Here is a 17,491-nt window from a genome sequence, read left to right on the forward strand (position 1 = left end):
TACCTATGAAAAAGCTATTATTGATATGCTTTATGGTCTTCAGTATTTCCAGCTTTGTTAAAGCTGGAAATAAGACTGTAGAGGTCGACATTTGTATTTACGGCGGGAGCTCCGCTGGAATTATCGCCGGGTACACAGCGAATAAATTGGGCAAGAAAGCGCTTGTTATTGAGCCGCGCAACTACTTGGGCGGTCTTACGACCGGCGGTCTAGGTGCAACAGACATTGGGAATAAGTTCGCGATTACCGGATTAGCGCGTGATTTCTACCGCCGATTAGGCGCAGAATATAATCGCTTTGAACAATGGACATTCGAGCCGCATGTGGCAAGCAAAGTCTTTAATGATTATATACAAGCTGCGAAACTTGACATTGAAAAGAACTACCTTTTAGAAGAAGTCATCAAAGAGGGAAATACGATTAAAGAAATTGTAGTTCGTAAGAACGATGCTTCGAATCAGCAGCTTAGAATTAAGGCGAAGATGTTTATCGACTGTACTTATGAAGGTGATTTGATGGCAAAGGCTGGTGTTAGCTATGCTGTGGGTCGCGAAGCAATTTCTCAATATGGCGAAAGTCAGAATGGGGTACAATTGCAAGAAATCCACCAATTCCCTGATGGAATCGACCCTTACAAGATTCCTGGTAAACCAGAAAGTGGCTTACTGTGGGGTATCTCTAATGAGAAGCTAGCACCACATGGTTCCGCGGACAAAAAGATTCAGGCATACAACTTCCGACTGACGCTGACGCAAGATAAAAGCAATCAGATTCCTTTTACGAAACCAGACAACTACAATCCAGAGCAATTTGAATTGTTGTTAAGACAAATCGCTAAAGAGAAATGGACAACGATCTTCAGCAATCTGGATATTGTTGATCTTCCGAACGGAGAGAAAGAATACAGACATACAGGCGGCTTTTTGATTAAGTACATGCCTAACGGCAAGACCGACTTCAACAACTTTGGTGCTTTCTCAACCGACATGATCGGTGAGAATTACGATTACCCCGAGGGTGATTTTAAAACAAGAGAAGCGATTTGGAAAAAGCATGAGGACTACACAAAAAGATTGCTGTATTTCTTAAGTCACGATGAGCGAGTTCCTGCACATATCCGTGCGGAAATGAAGTCATGGGGATTCTGTAAAGATGAATTCAAAGAGACTAATGGTTTCTCCAACCAACTATATGTTCGTGAAGCACGCCGTATGATCGGACGTAAGGTCATGACTCAAAAACACTGTGAAGGTGAGGAAGTAATCGACGACCCGATCGGCATGGCGGCTTACCAAATGGACTCTCATAATATCCAACGTTTGGTAGTGAACGGCATGGTGAAAAATGAAGGTGATGTGCAGAAGCCAGTACCTGCACCCTACCCTATCTCTTACCAAGCTATCACTCCCAAAGCTGAAGAATGTTCGAACCTGTTAGTTCCTGTTTGTATGTCATCTTCACATATCGCTTTTGGATCTATCCGTATGGAGCCTGTATTCATGGTTTTAGCGCAATCGGCAGCTACTGCAGCAACACAAGCTATTGATAATAAGCAATCTGTTCAAGATATCGATGTTCAGAAATTAATCAACAAGCTTCAGACAGACCCTCTTGCAGATGGCAGCACGCCAGAGGTCTTGGTTGACAACCTAGATAAGGAAAATGTCACAGTTACAGGCAATTGGAATACGATCCGTGGAGGATATGTTAAAAACAAATATGCCTTAGATCAAAAAGATGAGAATGCTTCTATCAGCTTTCATGCGAACATCGCGGAAACAGCAAACTACCGTATCTATTTTTACATCGCTGAAGACAAGGCTCTAGCCGAGCAATTAAGCTTTGAGATTTTTGATGGAAAGTCAAAAAAACAAGTCAAAATCAATAAATCGGATATCAAAAGCCTAGGCTTGGCATCGGGTGAGTGGGTTGATTTAGGCGAATATCAAATCAATAAGAACGCAAAGAGCTATGTGAAAGTTAAGGCTGTACAGAACTCCGGCAGAGTGATTGCCGATGCGGTGATTTGGAAAAAAGTAAAATAAAGCAATAAGTTAAACTCACTTAAATATTTGATATGAAACTCAAGTGGATAGGTCTATGTATAAGCCTTTCAATAACCATGCTATCGCAAGCTGTTCAAGCCCAAGAAAAGGATAGCTTGGTGTTCCTAGGCGACACGCTAAGCCTAACACCGAAACAAATAGGTGAATGGGAAAAATCCGGAAAGCAGTATCTGCGACCGGTTAATGACCAACCTTCAAAATTTATTATCAACAAATTAGGTACCCTTTCATTCGAAGGTCAGCGATTCCAAATCGCTGACCCATTGGATGATGGAGTAACGAAGGTGCTAGTTATCGGGAATAGCTTTTCCGACGACGGTGTGGAGTATTACCTGCACGATCTGGCTAAACAAACCGGCAAGCCATTAGTAATTGGCAACCTTTTTCGTGGGGGTGCTCCATTAGACTTCCATCTAAAAAATGCACTGGAAGATATAGCCATCTACGACTACCGCAAGACCTTTATTGATGGCGCAAAGATCAATACCCGAAAGACTTCTATCCTGTCGGCATTGAAAGATGAGAATTGGGATATTATCTGCTTTCAGCAAGCGAGCGTCTTGTCAGGAGATTTGACCTCTGTTCAAAAAGATCTGCCAGAACTCTTCAATTACGTTCAAGCGAATTACCCGATCTCCAGCGTTCGCTATGCATATCATCAAACTTGGGCATATGCCAAGAATGCATCTACAAAGAACTTCGAGAAGTATAATCGCGACCAGAACTATATGTTCCAACAGATCGTCCAAGTGGCAAAGGAAGTGAAGCACATCATGCCTGTCGATATCCTAATCCCTTCAGGAACAGCAATTCAGAACGGGAGAACGTCCTATATCGAGGATAACTTCACCAGAGAAGGATATCATCTGGATCTAAAGATTGGCCGCTTCACGGCAGCATGCGCCTGGTATGAAAGTCTATTTGGCGATTTGGAAAACAATAGTTTTAAACCTTTCAATCTGAGCAAAACGCAGGCTGCGATAGCGCGCGAAGCTGCTATCAACGCCGTAAAAAATCCTTTCGTAGAAACAGTATCTGCAGAACGACTCAAAAAGATAGAGAAAATAGCATTTGCAACCATACAAGTCAACTTTGGAGCTGACTTGGTTATGCCAGGATGGAACTCTTTCTTATTTGAAAAAGCGAATACAAAGCTTTCCGACCTCAGCGATAATCAGAATAAGAATACCGATGTATCCATCCGCTTGCTGCAGAACTTTGATGCCCGAGCTGCCAATGGACCGCAACGGACAGCTACGAATTTCAAGATGCCGGCGGAAGTGTCCAAATCCTATTTTATTGTAAGAATTGATAAGGAAAATCAGAAGAGCCCATTCTTAGAAATTGCAGGACTCGACAGTTCAAAATCCTATAAAATCAACATTTACGCTGCTCAGAATAGCCAACAGAATCCTTTATTTTACTGGATAAAATCCGAAGCTATAAAAGGAAAAAAGTCTTTAAATAGCAGCTTCAATTTGGATAAAACCGCTACTTTCGAAGCAATAAAACCTACAAAGGATGGCAAACTGTTCATCGGCTTTGAATTGACAAAAGGAATTCAAGATGCAACAGCCGTAATCAATGCTTTAAGCATCACAGAATCACCAAACAAATAAGCGCTCTGACCGCTTAAGAACACGCGAAACTTACATGAAGACAAAATCAATTTTATTAGCTCTATCCCTTTGTTGTTTATTAACACCCAGCCAAGCCCAGTTTCAGAATCACGGCCCTCAGGTATTTGCGAAAGCAGTGCAAGGAAGCCATTTCATGAAGGATAAGCAGGGTAAAGAATACCTATTTACTGTTGTTCGAGGAATTCCAGGTAGAATATTGGGATATGAACTAAGTACTGGAAACAAAATATTAGAATCCGAATTAACGGGTACTGACGGCTCTTGGGACATGACGGTGTCGACGGATAATATCCTATATGCTACAGGAAATGGACATATTTATTCCTACAAGCTTGGCGATGCTAAACCTACCGCCCTACCGCTAAATGAACTCCATCAGAAAGTCGTTTGGGATTTACATCCCGCTGAAAACGGCGTAATTTACGGTGGAACCTATCCGGATGGCTTGGTATTCAAGTATCATCCCAAGACGGGTTTCGAAGAAGTTTCGGGCGGACCCATTTACGAAGGCGAAAATTACGTACGCGGATTGGTGTATAACAAAAACGATAAAAAGATATACGCTGGTACCGGATCGAATGCTAAGTTTATCCTACTCGACCCGAAGACGAAGCAAAAAACAACTTTGCTTCCTCATGTCAAAGACTTCAAGGAGTTCTTCTATGACATGGATATTGTGTATAACATCAATGGAAAGGATCTTATCCTAGGTTATATCAACAGTAATACAAACTCGCAGAACTTTGTATATGATATACAATCCAAAGAAATCCTGCGCTTCCTCCCTCCTTTCGACATGAAATCTGTGGTCAAAGATCCGAAGTCTAATACCATTTATTACACCTCGAGATCTCAAGTTTATGCCTTAGACTTAGGAAATAAGAACGCGGAACCTATCGCAATTAGCGATATCAAAGGTGCTGGCAAAGCCGGGACATGGACTAACAAAGGCGAATACCAGGTTTTCAGCAATGCGCAAATCGTCTATCGTATCCAGCCGAAAACAAAGCAAAAAGATAGCCTGACCCTGGAAGTACCAAACTCGCCTATTCATATTCAAACGATCTATTGGGGGCCGGACGATAAAGTCTGGAGTGCCGGATATCTTGCAGGGCAGCATGGAAGCTATGACCCAAAAACGGGAGAGCATCAAGAGTATCCCGGTCTCCATCAAACGGAAGGTATGAGCAGCCTGAACAACAAGCTGTATTTCGGCATCTATACCAAGGCGCATATCTATTCATATGACTTGACGAAACCATGGAAAGTAGGCTCCGGAAACCCTAAACATCTAGGACAGATCAAAGATCAAGACCGACCATTTGCAGTTATTACGCTAGCAGACCGAAACGAGCTGATCTTCGGAACAGTGCCACCATATGGCGAATTAGGCGGTACGATCAGCCATCTTGATGCAGAAACCGAGCAGATCAAGACGTTCGAAAATGTCATTCCCAACCAATCGATCATTTCATTACTTAACCATAATGGACGCGTATTTGGTGGATCGTCAATCTCCGGAGGCTTAGGTATTCTACCTACAGAAAAAAGAGGGAAGATCTTCGAATGGGATCCTGAGCGCAAGCAAGTATTATGGACAGATAGCATAGCAAATTACTGGTCTATATCCGGGTTATTTTCCGGACCGAACGGCCATATCTGGGGATTCGCAGATGGTACGTTGTTCGAATACGACCCGGACCAAAAGAAAGTGATCTATGAGCTTCCTGTCTATCGTTATCCGAAATATCCTAGTCATATTTGGCGCAACGGTTTAGGTGTTTATCATCCGAACGGGATGATTTATTTTACGCTTTCCGATAGCATGTACAGTTTCGATCCGAAAAGCAAGAAGCTTACAAAGCTAAGGGATAATGCATCCCTGATGATCCTTGGAAAGGATAATAAATTATACTTCCGAAGGGATACCGACCTCTGGAGCTATACGCCCGAGGAAAAGCACTAAAATAAAAAAAGGCAGCGACTTCAAAAGTCGCTGCCTTTTCTCTTATCTAAAGCAACAGCTTAATAGCTATAATGCTGATTCTGCTCAAGCGCTTTATTTCTATCCCATGCATCTCGAGGAATTGGGAATACGATCGGCGTGGTCTTCAACCAAGGTTTCTGCGCCACATTTAGATCCGCATAGTTAGGGCGTTCTTGTTCAATGAATTTCAAGAAGCGACCGCTACGGTTCAAATCAGAGAAACCGCCTGTAGGTTCCCAAATAAACTCCAGACGACGCTCTTTAAAGATTGCATCCAGTGTCTGGCTCTTGTTAAGGGTTGTTGGAAGGTTGTCCAATCCGGCGCGCGTTCTAATTTTATTCACCTCGCCAATCGCCTTTGCCGACTGGTTCAACTCATTCAACGCCTCAGCATAGTTCAACAAGATCTCCGCAAAACGAATAACCGGTGGATTGACCCCTGAGTTGTTTAACGTCGGCTTCTGCCAATACTTCGTCATAATAAATCCCGATCTGGACCAACCTGCAGGTACATTGGTCGGCATTACAAATGCAGGCATATCCTGATGCTTCTCGCCAGGACCAATGATAGAAGCCCAATAGCGCTTATCTTTTATTTTCCCGCTGGCATCTTTTTCATGCGCATTCACCCAGTGCTGCTGTGGTACGAAGTTACTCCATGCCGCGCCGCCGGTAAATTCCGCAGGAGCCCCACGAGGTGCCGTACGCTTCACTAAGTTATTGCCCTCTGCATCCACACCTTCTTTAAATTGCGTAGAGAATAGAATCTCCGCATTATTCTCGTTCGTCTCCATGAAAACCGAGCGATAATCTGGTAACAAAGAGTAATGCCCTTCAGCAAACAATTCCTCCGTCACGCTAACCACCTCCTGATATTTCTTCTGCCACAAATACGACTTATTCAATAATGCTTTACAAGCGCCGGACGTCACTTTACCCACATTATTGCCTTCCCATTTTACAGGCAAGTCCGCCTTTGCTTCCTGTAGATCCTTCTCGATCTGTCCCCACACATCGGTAGAACTTGATCTCGCAATCTGCAGATCCGAACTCGCATCCAGAGGCTCTAAAATCAAAGGAACACCGCCAAAATAAGTTACCAAACGATAGTAGAATAAAGCACGAACAAACTTCGCCTGCGCAATGATTTTCTTCTTCGCATCTTCCTCGCCGTCCGTCATGCTTGCCACTTTAGCTATAACCGTATTCGCGCGGCTGATCCCTAAATAGGCTGCGGTGTACACATCGCGCAAGATTGTATTTGTTGAAGGAAAAGCTAAGGAGTGCAATTCGATACGGTTTGCACTACCGTCCATCTCATACATATCTCCGGAAATAGCCCATTCTATATCTGCTGCATCGCGAACATTGGTAAAAGCTTCCTCTTTCTGCAGCGACCCATAAACACCGATCAGCGCAGCCTCCGCATCGGAGATGCTGGTGAAAAACTTATCCTCCACTAGTATATCGGTAGGTGATAACGTTAAAAAGCTATCACTGCACGCTGTTGCTGAACTCAACAAAGCAAACAACGCTATATTTCTTATTATTTTCATTGTTATTCTTCTTAAGGTTAGAATCCTACTTTCACTCCAAACATAAAGGTTCTCGGCATTGGGTAAACCCCATCATCCACACCCGATGCTAACGGGTTTGTCGACCCTACTTCCGGATCGAATCCTGAGTACTTCGTAAATGTTAATGCGTTTTGAACCGAACCATATACGCGTACGCGCTTCACCATCTTACTGTTTTCGAAGATATTCGAAGGCAAGCTATAGCCTAGCGTAATGTTGCGAAGGCGCAGGTAAGAACCATCTTCAATATAGAAAGATGATAAATTCGCATAGTTCCCATTAACATCGGTGTACTTTAAAATTGGCACCGAGTTACCCCCATTTTCAGGAGTCCAACGGTTCAATACTTCTGCGGAAGCATTGATTACCCCACTACCGCCAAAATATTTAATCGGATAGGTCGAAAACTTAGCCACATGGAAGATCTCATTCCCAGCAACGCCCTGCCACAACATATTCAAATCGAAACCTTTGTACGATAGATCCATGTTCATACCGTAGGTTAAGCTAGGCCAAGGTGTCCCCAACATTACGCGGTCTTCATCCGTTAAAGCATTATCGCCATTTACGTCGCGGTATTTAAAATCTCCAGCGGAAGCATTTGGTTGGAAAGCCTTGTCGACTTCTGCATTCGTCTGATAGATACCATCCACGATATATCCTCTAAAGTAACCTATTGGATTTCCAACTTCCGTATACGAACTGTTCATGCTCGTAAAGCCTACAATCGGTCCCGAAATTGGGTTTCCGGCACCCATTGAAATCACTTCATTCTTTAACGTTGATAGGTTCACACTCACATCATACTTAAATTCATTACCGCTAGCATAACCCAATAACAACTCAAAACCCGAGTTTCTGATCTTACCGCCGTTTACAGAAGGAGCTGATTCAAAACCCGCCTCCAACGAAACCGGTAGACTCACGAGCATATCGCGCGTATCTTTGATATAGTATTCTGCTGTTAAATACCCCTTGTTGTTCAAGAAAGTCGCATCCACACCAAAATTGATCTGCTCACTGGTTTCCCATTTCAAGTCCATATTGCCCGGACGCATCATACTCGCTCCAGTCACCAAAACTTGGCCTGGACCTAAAATATAGTTGTCTGAAACACGACCTAAGCCGTAGGTGCTCGAATACCCGAATGCTCCGATTGCATCATTACCCAACTGACCCCAGCTACCGCGAAGCTTTAAGCTGTTGATAGGCCCAGCCTGATTGAAAAAGCTCTCCTCAGAGATATTCCATCCCGCAGATACCGATGGAAAGTTACCCCACTTATAAGATGGTCCAAAATTGGACGATCCGTCACGACGGATACTTGCCGAGAAGAGATACTTATTATCGTAGGAATAATTGACACGGCCAAGGTAGGAAGCCAAAGTGTAGACCGAACCTGTACCCGACCCACGACGGTTGGCTTCGGAACTCGTATTCACGACGCGGATTGTTTCATTTTGGAATTCGCGTGCTGTGATTGAAATCCAATCGCTCGCATTGCGTTGAGCGGTTTGACCTATAATTGCCGATAGGTTGTGCTTATCAAATTGTTTTGTATAACTTAAGGTATTCTCGATCAACCAATTTAAACCTTGGGTCTGTGTTTCGCCCAATACAGCCTGCGGGTTGCTATAGAATCCGCGTTGCACCTTAGGTTCCCAAGTGCTCGTACGATTGGAATTGAAATCCAAACCTACACTCGACCGGAATTTTAATCCTTCCATAATGGTCAACTCTCCGAAAGCATTACCATAAAGACGCATATTTCTAAGGTAATTTTCATCCGTCTTCGCACGCAAATAAGGGTTATCACCCTGCGTAGAATAGTATGCTGAAGAACCATTAACCACATCCTCCAAGCCTAAGGTAGGGTAGAATTGCTGCGCGAGGTTGAAGACACCCAGACGGAAATCCTCATTCTGCTGTCCTTTCCCTTGCGTGTATGTGAAAGCCATGCTACCACCGAATTTCAAGCGCTCATTGGCTTGGATATCGACATTCGCACGACCAGTATAGCGTTTATTCCAAGTCTCCATCAAGGTACCGGTCTGATCGCGATAGCCTAAAGATAGTGCATTCTTAATCTTTTGGTTGCCCCCTGTCATAGAGACATCTAAGTTATACATTGGCGCCGTACGGAAGACTTCGTTGATCCAGTTGGTACCCTCGCCCAAAGAAGCCGGATTTGCCCATTCAGGATTAGGAGCCATATTTGAGTTCTTGTAAAGCTCATTGGCAAGCGTCGCAAATTGCTCAGCATTTAAGAACTTCGGCTTTTTCCATAAACTCTGAAATCCGGTATAGGCATTCACATCTACCGACGTCATCCCTTCTTTACCACGCTTGGTCGTAATCAAAATAACCCCGTTTGCTGCGCGAGCTCCATAGATGGAAGCGGCAGCGGCGTCTTTCAATACTTCGATGGACTCAATATCGTTGGGATTGACGATCGACATACCATCCACTTGATCCGAACTCCCACTGATCCCGATGTTGCCACCGCCTACAGGGAAGCCATCAATAACGTATAGCGGTTGGTTTCCACCCGTCGTCCCTACCCCGCGGATACGAACCGAACTCGAGCCGCCCGGTGCACCACTGGTTTGTGTAATCGTCACTCCAGGAACTTTACCCTGAATCGCAGAAGTGAAAGAGTTTGTTGCTACTTTCTCCAAATCGCTCGCCTTCACCGAGGATATCGAACCGGTCAATTCTTTTCTGCGTTGCGTACCATAACCTACAACGACTACTTCTTCTAAATTGGCCTGTTCAGATTCCAAAATAACTTGTAAATTGCTGTTATTAGCAACAGTTACTTCTTTTGGTACGTACCCGACATAGGTGAAAACCAAAGTCTTCCCTTGGAGTTGACCTGCGATCTCAAACTCGCCGGCGTTATTCGTGCTAGCCGAAGCCGAACCGTCCTTCACTCGAATAGTTACCCCCGCCAGTGGTTGATTATTTGAATCGGTCACCCTTCCCGATAGTTTCTCCTGTGCATACACCTTTAAATAAGACATCTCCGTTGCATGAGCATACAAATTGGTTTGACTTAATAAAGGAGAACTCAAAAAGAAACATAGCATGTAGATTTTTGATCTCATAATGTTGAATTTATAATGTTGATTGTATTTTTAATAACAATACCATGCTGGACTCGTTCGAAACCAGGTAATTAGCGAGCTTGATCTGAATTTATTGAGTAACAATAAAATCCTCTATCCTATCGGCTAGATCAAGACAGCTAAGTATGTAATGTTATAGGCTTTAAGTTTTTCTCAGTTAGTACAGCACGATTAGGAACCCCTAAACGCTCACAACATGACTCATCGTCAATTGGGTACGTTAACGAATATACAAGTTTTTTGTAAAAAAGAGATAATATAGCCAAATTTTTGTTCCCCTAAGGAGGAAATTTCGTCCTGAACCAGTCGAGTTTAGAAAAGAACTCCTTTTGTCTAGTTCCCTTTCAAAGCCCTTTCAGAACCCTTATAAACCCCTATCAGAACCCTTCTCAAAAGGCTTTAATTGGGGTAAACAAGGGTTATGGAAAAAGTGAGAATAGACGAAGGTATCTTTGCAACAAAACCTTCCTGTCTCCATAGTAACAGGAACAGTGATAATAGATCTTAATCGTCATTAAAAGAATATACTTTCTGAAGAACAGAAGGACACGGACGGGGCAAAATTGGAGGCAAAAAGAAATCCACGACACTAGTTCGTGGATTCGAGGTTAATTGATTTGGTTGGTGAGTATTTTTAATCTGCTTGATTTAAAATCTTTGCAGCATCTTGATCGTCGTATTGTATTATTAAATCTTTTAATGTGTTTTTTAAGCCCTGTATTGTCTTTTCGTATTTCTTCTGCCCGTATAAATTATCCAGCTCTTTTGGATCCTTCTTCAGATCGTAAAGCTCCCAAGCTTCTTGCCCTTTATAAAAACGAACCAGCTTATAGCGTTCTGTGGTTATCCCAAAATGCGGAGACACATGGTGCGGTTGCGGAAATTCATAATAATGATAGTAGCTAGCTTCACGCGTCACTACATTCTTTCCGTTCGCTTTCAATAGACCAAGGAAAGATGTTCCTTGTATATCCGAAGATACGGAAACTCCGGCAATTTCCAATAAGGTCGGTGCCCAATCTATATTTAAAACATGCTGTTTGAATTTTGTGCCTGGCTTAATGACCTTGGGATAGCGTATGACAAAAGGTGTCTTCAAGGATTCCTGATAAATGAAACGTTTGTCGAACCAGCCGTGCTCACCGAGGTAGAATCCTTGATCGGAGCCATAAATTACAATGGTATTCTCTGCTAACCCATGCTGATCCAAATAGGCCAGCAGCTTTCCGATATTGCGATCCAGCGAATGCGCAGTTGCCAGATAATCTTTTAGATAACGTTGATATTTCCATTCGGTCAATGCATTGCCCGTTAGTTTTTTTGCATCAAAATCTTTTGCAATTTCATCATAATATGCTTGCACCTTGGCAGCTTGCTCTTTATTCAGGCGTTCGTACATACCCTGATAGACCAAGCGTTCGACGACCTGCTTCTCACGATCGTTCAATACTTTATTGCCATAGCGCCGCTGTGTTATTCTTTTGCGCTTTGCCGCTGCCTGTTCATCCGACAGTCCAAACTTCGCATGTACTTTTAGATCGTCTGAAATACGCATGCTTTTTTCGATGGTCATGTCCTGATCGGCGGCCGCTTTTCTACCTTCATAAGAATCATAAAATGTTTCCGGCAAAGGGAACTCGACATCATCATAAACGCCTAAATCTTCAATTGCAGGCAACCATTCGCGATGGGTAGCTTTCTCACCCACAACCAAAAAGAAAGGCTTGTCTTTATCTCGCTTATCCATCCAATCTGTCGCAAACTCGGTTATGAGATCCGTCACATAACCCTCATATCGCGCCGTATCGTTCTTCGCATCAATGAAATCGGGATTATAATAATATCCTTGTCCGGGCAAAATTTTCCAATCATCGAATGCATCGCCAGGCAATGAACCTAAATGCCACTTCCCTATCCAAGCGGTTTGATAATCTCCTTGTTTCATCAATCGGCTGAACAGCGTTTGGTCCATATCAAACTTACCTTCATTGGCTAAGTAGCCATTTTTATGACTGTACTTTCCGGTAAGCAGATTTGCGCGCGAGGGTCCGCAGATGGAATTGGTGACCAGAAAATTTTCAAATAAGCCACCCTCTTTCGCTATCCGGTCAATGTTTGGCGTTTTCACGAGTCTATTACCATAAGCACCGATTGCCTGATAGGCATGATCGTCAGAGAAAATAAAGATGATATTAGGTTTCTTCTCCTGTGCATAGATCTGCATGACGCCGAAAGACAGTAAACTAAGAGCAGAAAATAGGAAGGAAACGTATCTTTTCATAGCTAGCGGATTGGGTTTATTTATACGAAGGTAGCAAATTAGCCATAATCAGGGATATGGAAATCTAGAAGAATTTGGCAACTTTGTTTTAGATAAATGCGAACTATGAAATCATTATTTCTTTCCCTATCCCTAAGTGTATTTTCGCTTGGGTCTACCTATGCTCAGATGCACAAATTTTTCAAATTAGACTACCAATTTGTTGCTTCTGAAATGCCGAGCGATGCCGAGATGGCCGAGATAGAAGCCTTCCAAACAGTCTATGTTAATGACAAACTGATCAAAGTAACTCCAAGCACTTTGGAAAGCCCAATTTATTTAATAAACAAAGAGTCGAACAAGGGTTCTATCCTATTCCCAGAAGAGAAACAATTTGTTGAGGTAAGCACGGGCGGTACAACGATGGAAGCGGTTGAAGGCATGAGTTTTGACTTTGTGGAGGGGAAGACCAAAAAAATTGCAGGTTATGATTGTAAACTAGCTCAGCTGCGTATTGAATCTTTCGCAGAAGGTGTTGAGGCAAGTATTATTGACTTTTGGTATACCGAAGCTATCCCATCAATCTATTGGGGCGAATTTGAAATGCTATCATTAATTCCGGGCGCGGTATTGGAATTTACGAGTGCAGGAAATGGATTTGTTGTAACGAAGGTTTCGAAGGTTGATGTAAAGCAATCGGAATTTGAAGTTCCGAAAGACTATACCCTATTAGAATTAGATGAAGAGGAAGCGAATGAAGTAGATTCAATCGGTAGTTTGACAGGCATGCAAGTGGCGGACAGCCGCTTTATCTATTCAAATGATGAGGGCACGCTATATGGTTTGGCAGACCATGATGACCAACATATCACTGGTTTGGAATTCACGTTTATCGATTACTATCGGGATGACGTTGCTATCGCATCCGATCCAAATAACAAGTTTGGTTTAATTGACATCAACGGAAAGCCTGTTGTTCCATTGAAATACGAATATGTAGCGGTGGATTATAATTCGGGAGCGTATCTTTTTAGTGAAGATGGAAAAGTAGGTTTATTGAATAAGGAGGGAAAAATATTAGTGAAACCAGAATATGATCAGATTGCAACGATGATCGATGGAAAAGCCGCAGTTTCGAAGGACGATCTTTGGGGAATCATCGATGTAAATGGTAAAATCGTTATTCCTTTTGAATACGAAATGATTACCGAACTAAATAAGACGAATTTCGTTGTTTACCACGAGGGAATAATGGCGCTATACAATTTAAAAACGAATAAATTGGTGAAAGAGGGTTACGACTATATCTCGCTATCGCAAGATTCGCCATTGATTACCGTGCAGCAAGGTGCAAAGTTTGGTTTCATCAATCCATTGGGAGAAGTTGTGATCCCGATCAAATATACGGCGGCCGGTACCTTCGCTAGCGGCGAAGCTATTGTTGCAGAGGATCCCGATGGTGAAGACCAATATATCATTAATATGAGAGGCGAGCGCGTGGAGGAAAACTAACTCAAAAAAGAAAGACTTATCTTCGCCCAAGAATAAATGCAGTTAACCGTTCATGTTGAGATATTACGCCATATTTATTAAATACGTTCCTCGGATAATCATTTTATCTGTAATGCTTTCCTTGGGGAAGTCTGTGATGGCTCAAGATCTGCTTAACAGTTTAGCATCGCAGTATCATAAAAGTGCAGAGAATAGCGCCGAACGATATTTATTGACCGGCAAATATGCGCAGGCAATGTTTTTTAATGATCAGGTCGACGAAGCATTTAAACTTTTGCATGATAATATTGCCTCGGCATCGAAACTTAAAGAGGCTAAATATGTTGCCTATCTGCAGACCGTATTGGCTATTAATTTTCAGATTGCAGAGAACCCGGCGCAGGCGAATATCCAAATCTCCAAAGCTAGAAGCAATATGGCTCGAACGCTGGACAACGAGACCAAAGGCTACGTGATGTATGGGCAAGGTTGGATTCAATCGCGACAGTTGAAGGAAGCTGAAGCTGTGCGTAGTTTTGTCACAGCGCTAGAATATTTAGATAGAGCGCCGCATTCGAATACTTTGTTAGGCCGGAAATCGTCCATCTATAAGGAATTAACGGCAATATATTCCAACTGGAATGAAACTGAATTGCAGGATAAATACTCTAAGTTATCCTTGGACTTGGCGATAAAGCAAAAAGATCCGTCTTCCATATTTGATGGGTACATGTCTTTAGGATACTTACATGAGCAGCAGTTTTTAAGAGATGAAGCAGATTTGAAGCATCGGGATCTAGCAGAAAAATACTATCTACAGGCACTAGAAACCTATCAGAATAATAAAGCTGAGATTCCTTTTTCCTCTAATTTATCCTTTGTTTCCAGCAACTTAGCACATCTTTATTTGCGGTCATATCCAGCCTCCTATCGCGCGAAAGCAAAGAAATATGCTGAATTAGCGAAGCAGCATGGGCAAGAAAGCAATGAACATAATCATGTATCATCGGCATATGGTATCATGGCGGAAATGGCGATGCAAGAGAACAACCCTACCCTAGCTAAGGAATATCTGTTGGCATCGCTTTCCGAGATCAACAACTCAAGCAATCAGGATCAGAATGTTTTGATGAGCATCTATGAAAGTCTTTCGAATATTAGCGAGAAGGAAAAGAAATTTGATGAGGCGGTAAATTATTATAAGCGGTATATCGAGATTTTCAAGCGTGTTTACGATCAGGAACAATTAAATTTAGGGAAGCGACTGGAAGCGCAGTTTGAGAAGGGTCGGCAAGAGCAACAAGTGCAGAATTTACAGTTAGAATCAGAAAAGAAAGAACAGCAATTGAGTTTAATGGCAGCTCTTGGTATTCAACAGAAGCAAGATCTGGAAAACATGAAGCTTATTCAAGATAACCAATCAAAGGAATTGGAATTAGCGAAACTAGAAACCGAGAAACAGAATCAGGAACTGCGGATGTCTAAACTCGAGGCACAAAACAGAGCCGCGGAGATTAGCAATTATCAGCAGGAAATCAATTTCAGGGAAAAAGTAAACACTTATTTCATTCTATCGTTTGCCACCATATTTCTATTGTTCTTGGTGTTGTTATATGCTTATCAGCAACGTTCCAAACATATGAAACAGAATGATGCGCTGCATCAATTAGCGCTCGAACAGGAGCGTCAGCATTCAAAAATATCAACACTGACCGCCATGCTGCATGGGCAAGAATTGGAAAGAGGCAGATTAGCTCGCGACCTGCACGATGGTTTAGGTGGGTTACTTTCAGGTACGAAGCTTCATTTATCACAATTAAATGATCGCATTACAGATAACAACAAGGAAACTATGGACAAGACCATGGGGCATTTGGATTTAGCGGTGGATGAGTTGCGGCGTGTCGCCCATAATTTGATGCCAGATCTGTTGCAAAAGTATGGATTGGGGGAAGCTTTATCAGACTATGCGACCCGCATGTCAACCGATACATTGGATGTGGATGTGCAGTTTCTACATTACGATAAGCAGCTTCCGATCGATAAACAACTTATCGTCTATCGAATTATCCAGGAACTGGTAAATAATGCGATTAAGCATGCCAAGCCAGCACAAATCTTGATCCAGGTAGTGGAAGAAGAGAACAGCTATCAGATTACGGTGGAGGATGATGGCGCAGGATTCGACCCTAAAGCATTAAAAAATAATCAGTCTGCCGGACTGCATAATATCCAATCGAGAGTAGAATTCTTAAAAGGATCAGTCCAAATTAACTCGGAAATTAATCAAGGAACGAGCATAGAGTTTCAGTTTCCCAAATCTCAAAACGTATGATAAACATTGCGATCGCGGATGACCACCCTTTATTATTAGAGGGTCTACGAAATATACTATCCAAGGAAGAGGATCTAACGGTTGTCGGATGCTACCCTAGTGCTGAGGCGCTACAAGCGGCACTAAAGTATGAAAAGATTGATATTCTCTTATTGGACATCAACCTTTCTGACACCAATAGCTTAGAACTTATTCGTCCACTGCGTGCGAGTTATCCTAGCATGCACATCATCATTATTAGTGTGCATAATGAATATGCAGTTATCAATTCTGCCTTTGAGGAGGGCGCGGAAGGGTATATTCAAAAGAACTCCTCTATTGATGAGATTCTCACAGGAATTCAGTATATCTTGCATGGTAAGCGCTTCATGTGTTCTCAAACGAAGAGCATCGTTGATAAAAAAAATCAGAGCGAACTGAAGAGCGTCCCGAAATTGACACGCCGCGAGAAGGAGATATTAATAGAAGCGGCAATGGGATTAACAACTATTCAGATTGCCGAAAAACTATTCATCAGCCACCATACGGTTGAAAGCCATCGAAAGAATTTAATTGAGAAATTCAAAGCCTCAAATTTGAGTTCGGCCATTAAAATGGCTTATGAATATGGGCTTATTTTGGAGGTCAAGTCATAAATCAAGAAGGGTTGTCCAAATTGAACAACCCTTCTCTTTTAAAAAAAACTTCTATTCGTTTTCATCCGAATTTCCGCTTTTCAATATCTGACTACTCAGAAGTCAAACTGATTACATTTCATCTAACCAAGATTCAACTTCTTCTTTAGTCTTCCCTGTTTTCTTTTGAAGTCTTCCTAATAACTCATCTTCTTTTCCTTCTGCATAAAGTAGATCATCATCAGTAAGATCTGCATATTGTTGCTTTACTTTTCCTTTGATTTCGTTCCAACGGCCTTTCCATGTTAACTTGTTCATACTTTTTCTCCTTTTTAATGTTTATTCATGTGATTTATATAGAGAACAACTCAAAAACAAAATAGTTTGCCTTTT

Annotated in this window: 10 protein-coding genes; 6 read left to right on the forward strand and 4 right to left on the reverse strand. The window is 42.4% G+C overall.

Annotation, left to right across the window (positions count from 1 at the left end):
- The first annotated feature begins 5 nt into the window (after positions 1 to 5).
- The 3 genes from B2400_RS15415 to B2400_RS15425 all read left to right on the forward strand — a co-directional run bounded on the left by B2400_RS15415 (position 6) and on the right by B2400_RS15425 (position 5,672).
- Positions 6 to 2,045, forward strand: a complete 2,040-nt coding sequence (locus B2400_RS15415; protein WP_293934713.1) for an FAD-dependent oxidoreductase — start codon at positions 6 to 8, stop codon at positions 2,043 to 2,045.
- 77 nt (positions 2,046 to 2,122) lie between these two features.
- Entirely contained in the window at positions 2,123 to 3,685 is a 1,563-nt protein-coding gene (locus B2400_RS15420) for a DUF4886 domain-containing protein (RefSeq protein ID WP_187773993.1), read from the forward strand.
- Positions 3,686 to 3,719: 34 nt separating this feature from the next.
- Complete coding sequence (locus B2400_RS15425; protein ID WP_286650173.1) at positions 3,720 to 5,672, forward strand: hypothetical protein; 1,953 nt, start codon at positions 3,720 to 3,722, stop codon at positions 5,670 to 5,672.
- Between the two features lie 59 nt (positions 5,673 to 5,731).
- On the opposite strand, the gene B2400_RS15430 is transcribed toward B2400_RS15425, so the two are convergent.
- The 3 genes from B2400_RS15430 to B2400_RS15440 all read right to left on the reverse strand — a co-directional run bounded on the left by B2400_RS15430 (position 5,732) and on the right by B2400_RS15440 (position 12,679).
- Complete coding sequence (locus B2400_RS15430; RefSeq protein WP_286650174.1) at positions 5,732 to 7,249, reverse strand: RagB/SusD family nutrient uptake outer membrane protein; 1,518 nt, start codon at positions 7,247 to 7,249, stop codon at positions 5,732 to 5,734.
- Between the two features lie 17 nt (positions 7,250 to 7,266).
- Positions 7,267 to 10,377 carry a SusC/RagA family TonB-linked outer membrane protein gene (locus tag B2400_RS15435; RefSeq protein WP_286650175.1) on the reverse strand — a complete coding sequence of 1,037 codons (3,111 nt, stop codon included), beginning with the start codon at positions 10,375 to 10,377 and terminating at the stop codon, positions 7,267 to 7,269.
- 655 nt (positions 10,378 to 11,032) lie between these two features.
- Positions 11,033 to 12,679 (reverse strand): sulfatase family protein, encoded by a 1,647-nt coding sequence (locus B2400_RS15440; RefSeq protein WP_286650176.1) that lies wholly within the window; start codon positions 12,677 to 12,679, stop codon positions 11,033 to 11,035.
- 105 nt (positions 12,680 to 12,784) lie between these two features.
- Here B2400_RS15440 and B2400_RS15445 point away from each other — a divergent pair, with 105 nt between their 5' ends.
- Genes B2400_RS15445 through B2400_RS15455 form a run of 3 tightly spaced genes read left to right on the forward strand, consistent with a single transcriptional unit; the run spans position 12,785 to position 17,119 of the window.
- Complete coding sequence (locus tag B2400_RS15445) at positions 12,785 to 14,170, forward strand: WG repeat-containing protein (protein ID WP_286650177.1); 1,386 nt, start codon at positions 12,785 to 12,787, stop codon at positions 14,168 to 14,170.
- Positions 14,171 to 14,222: 52 nt separating this feature from the next.
- Positions 14,223 to 16,484 carry an ATP-binding protein gene (locus tag B2400_RS15450; RefSeq protein ID WP_293934719.1) on the forward strand — a complete coding sequence of 754 codons (2,262 nt, stop codon included), beginning with the start codon at positions 14,223 to 14,225 and terminating at the stop codon, positions 16,482 to 16,484.
- Positions 16,481 to 17,119, forward strand: a complete 639-nt coding sequence (locus B2400_RS15455) for a response regulator transcription factor (RefSeq protein WP_286650179.1) — start codon at positions 16,481 to 16,483, stop codon at positions 17,117 to 17,119. Before B2400_RS15450 ends, B2400_RS15455 begins: the two co-directional genes overlap by 4 nt.
- A gap of 111 nt (positions 17,120 to 17,230) precedes the next feature.
- On the opposite strand, the gene B2400_RS15460 is transcribed toward B2400_RS15455, so the two are convergent.
- Positions 17,231 to 17,416 carry a CsbD family protein gene (locus B2400_RS15460; protein ID WP_286650180.1) on the reverse strand — a complete coding sequence of 62 codons (186 nt, stop codon included), beginning with the start codon at positions 17,414 to 17,416 and terminating at the stop codon, positions 17,231 to 17,233.
- Between the last annotated feature and the right edge of the window lie 75 nt (positions 17,417 to 17,491).

Origin of the sequence: Sphingobacterium sp. UBA6645, assembly GCF_002455685.1 — a bacterium.
GTDB classification, from domain to species: domain Bacteria; phylum Bacteroidota; class Bacteroidia; order Sphingobacteriales; family Sphingobacteriaceae; genus Sphingobacterium; species Sphingobacterium hotanense.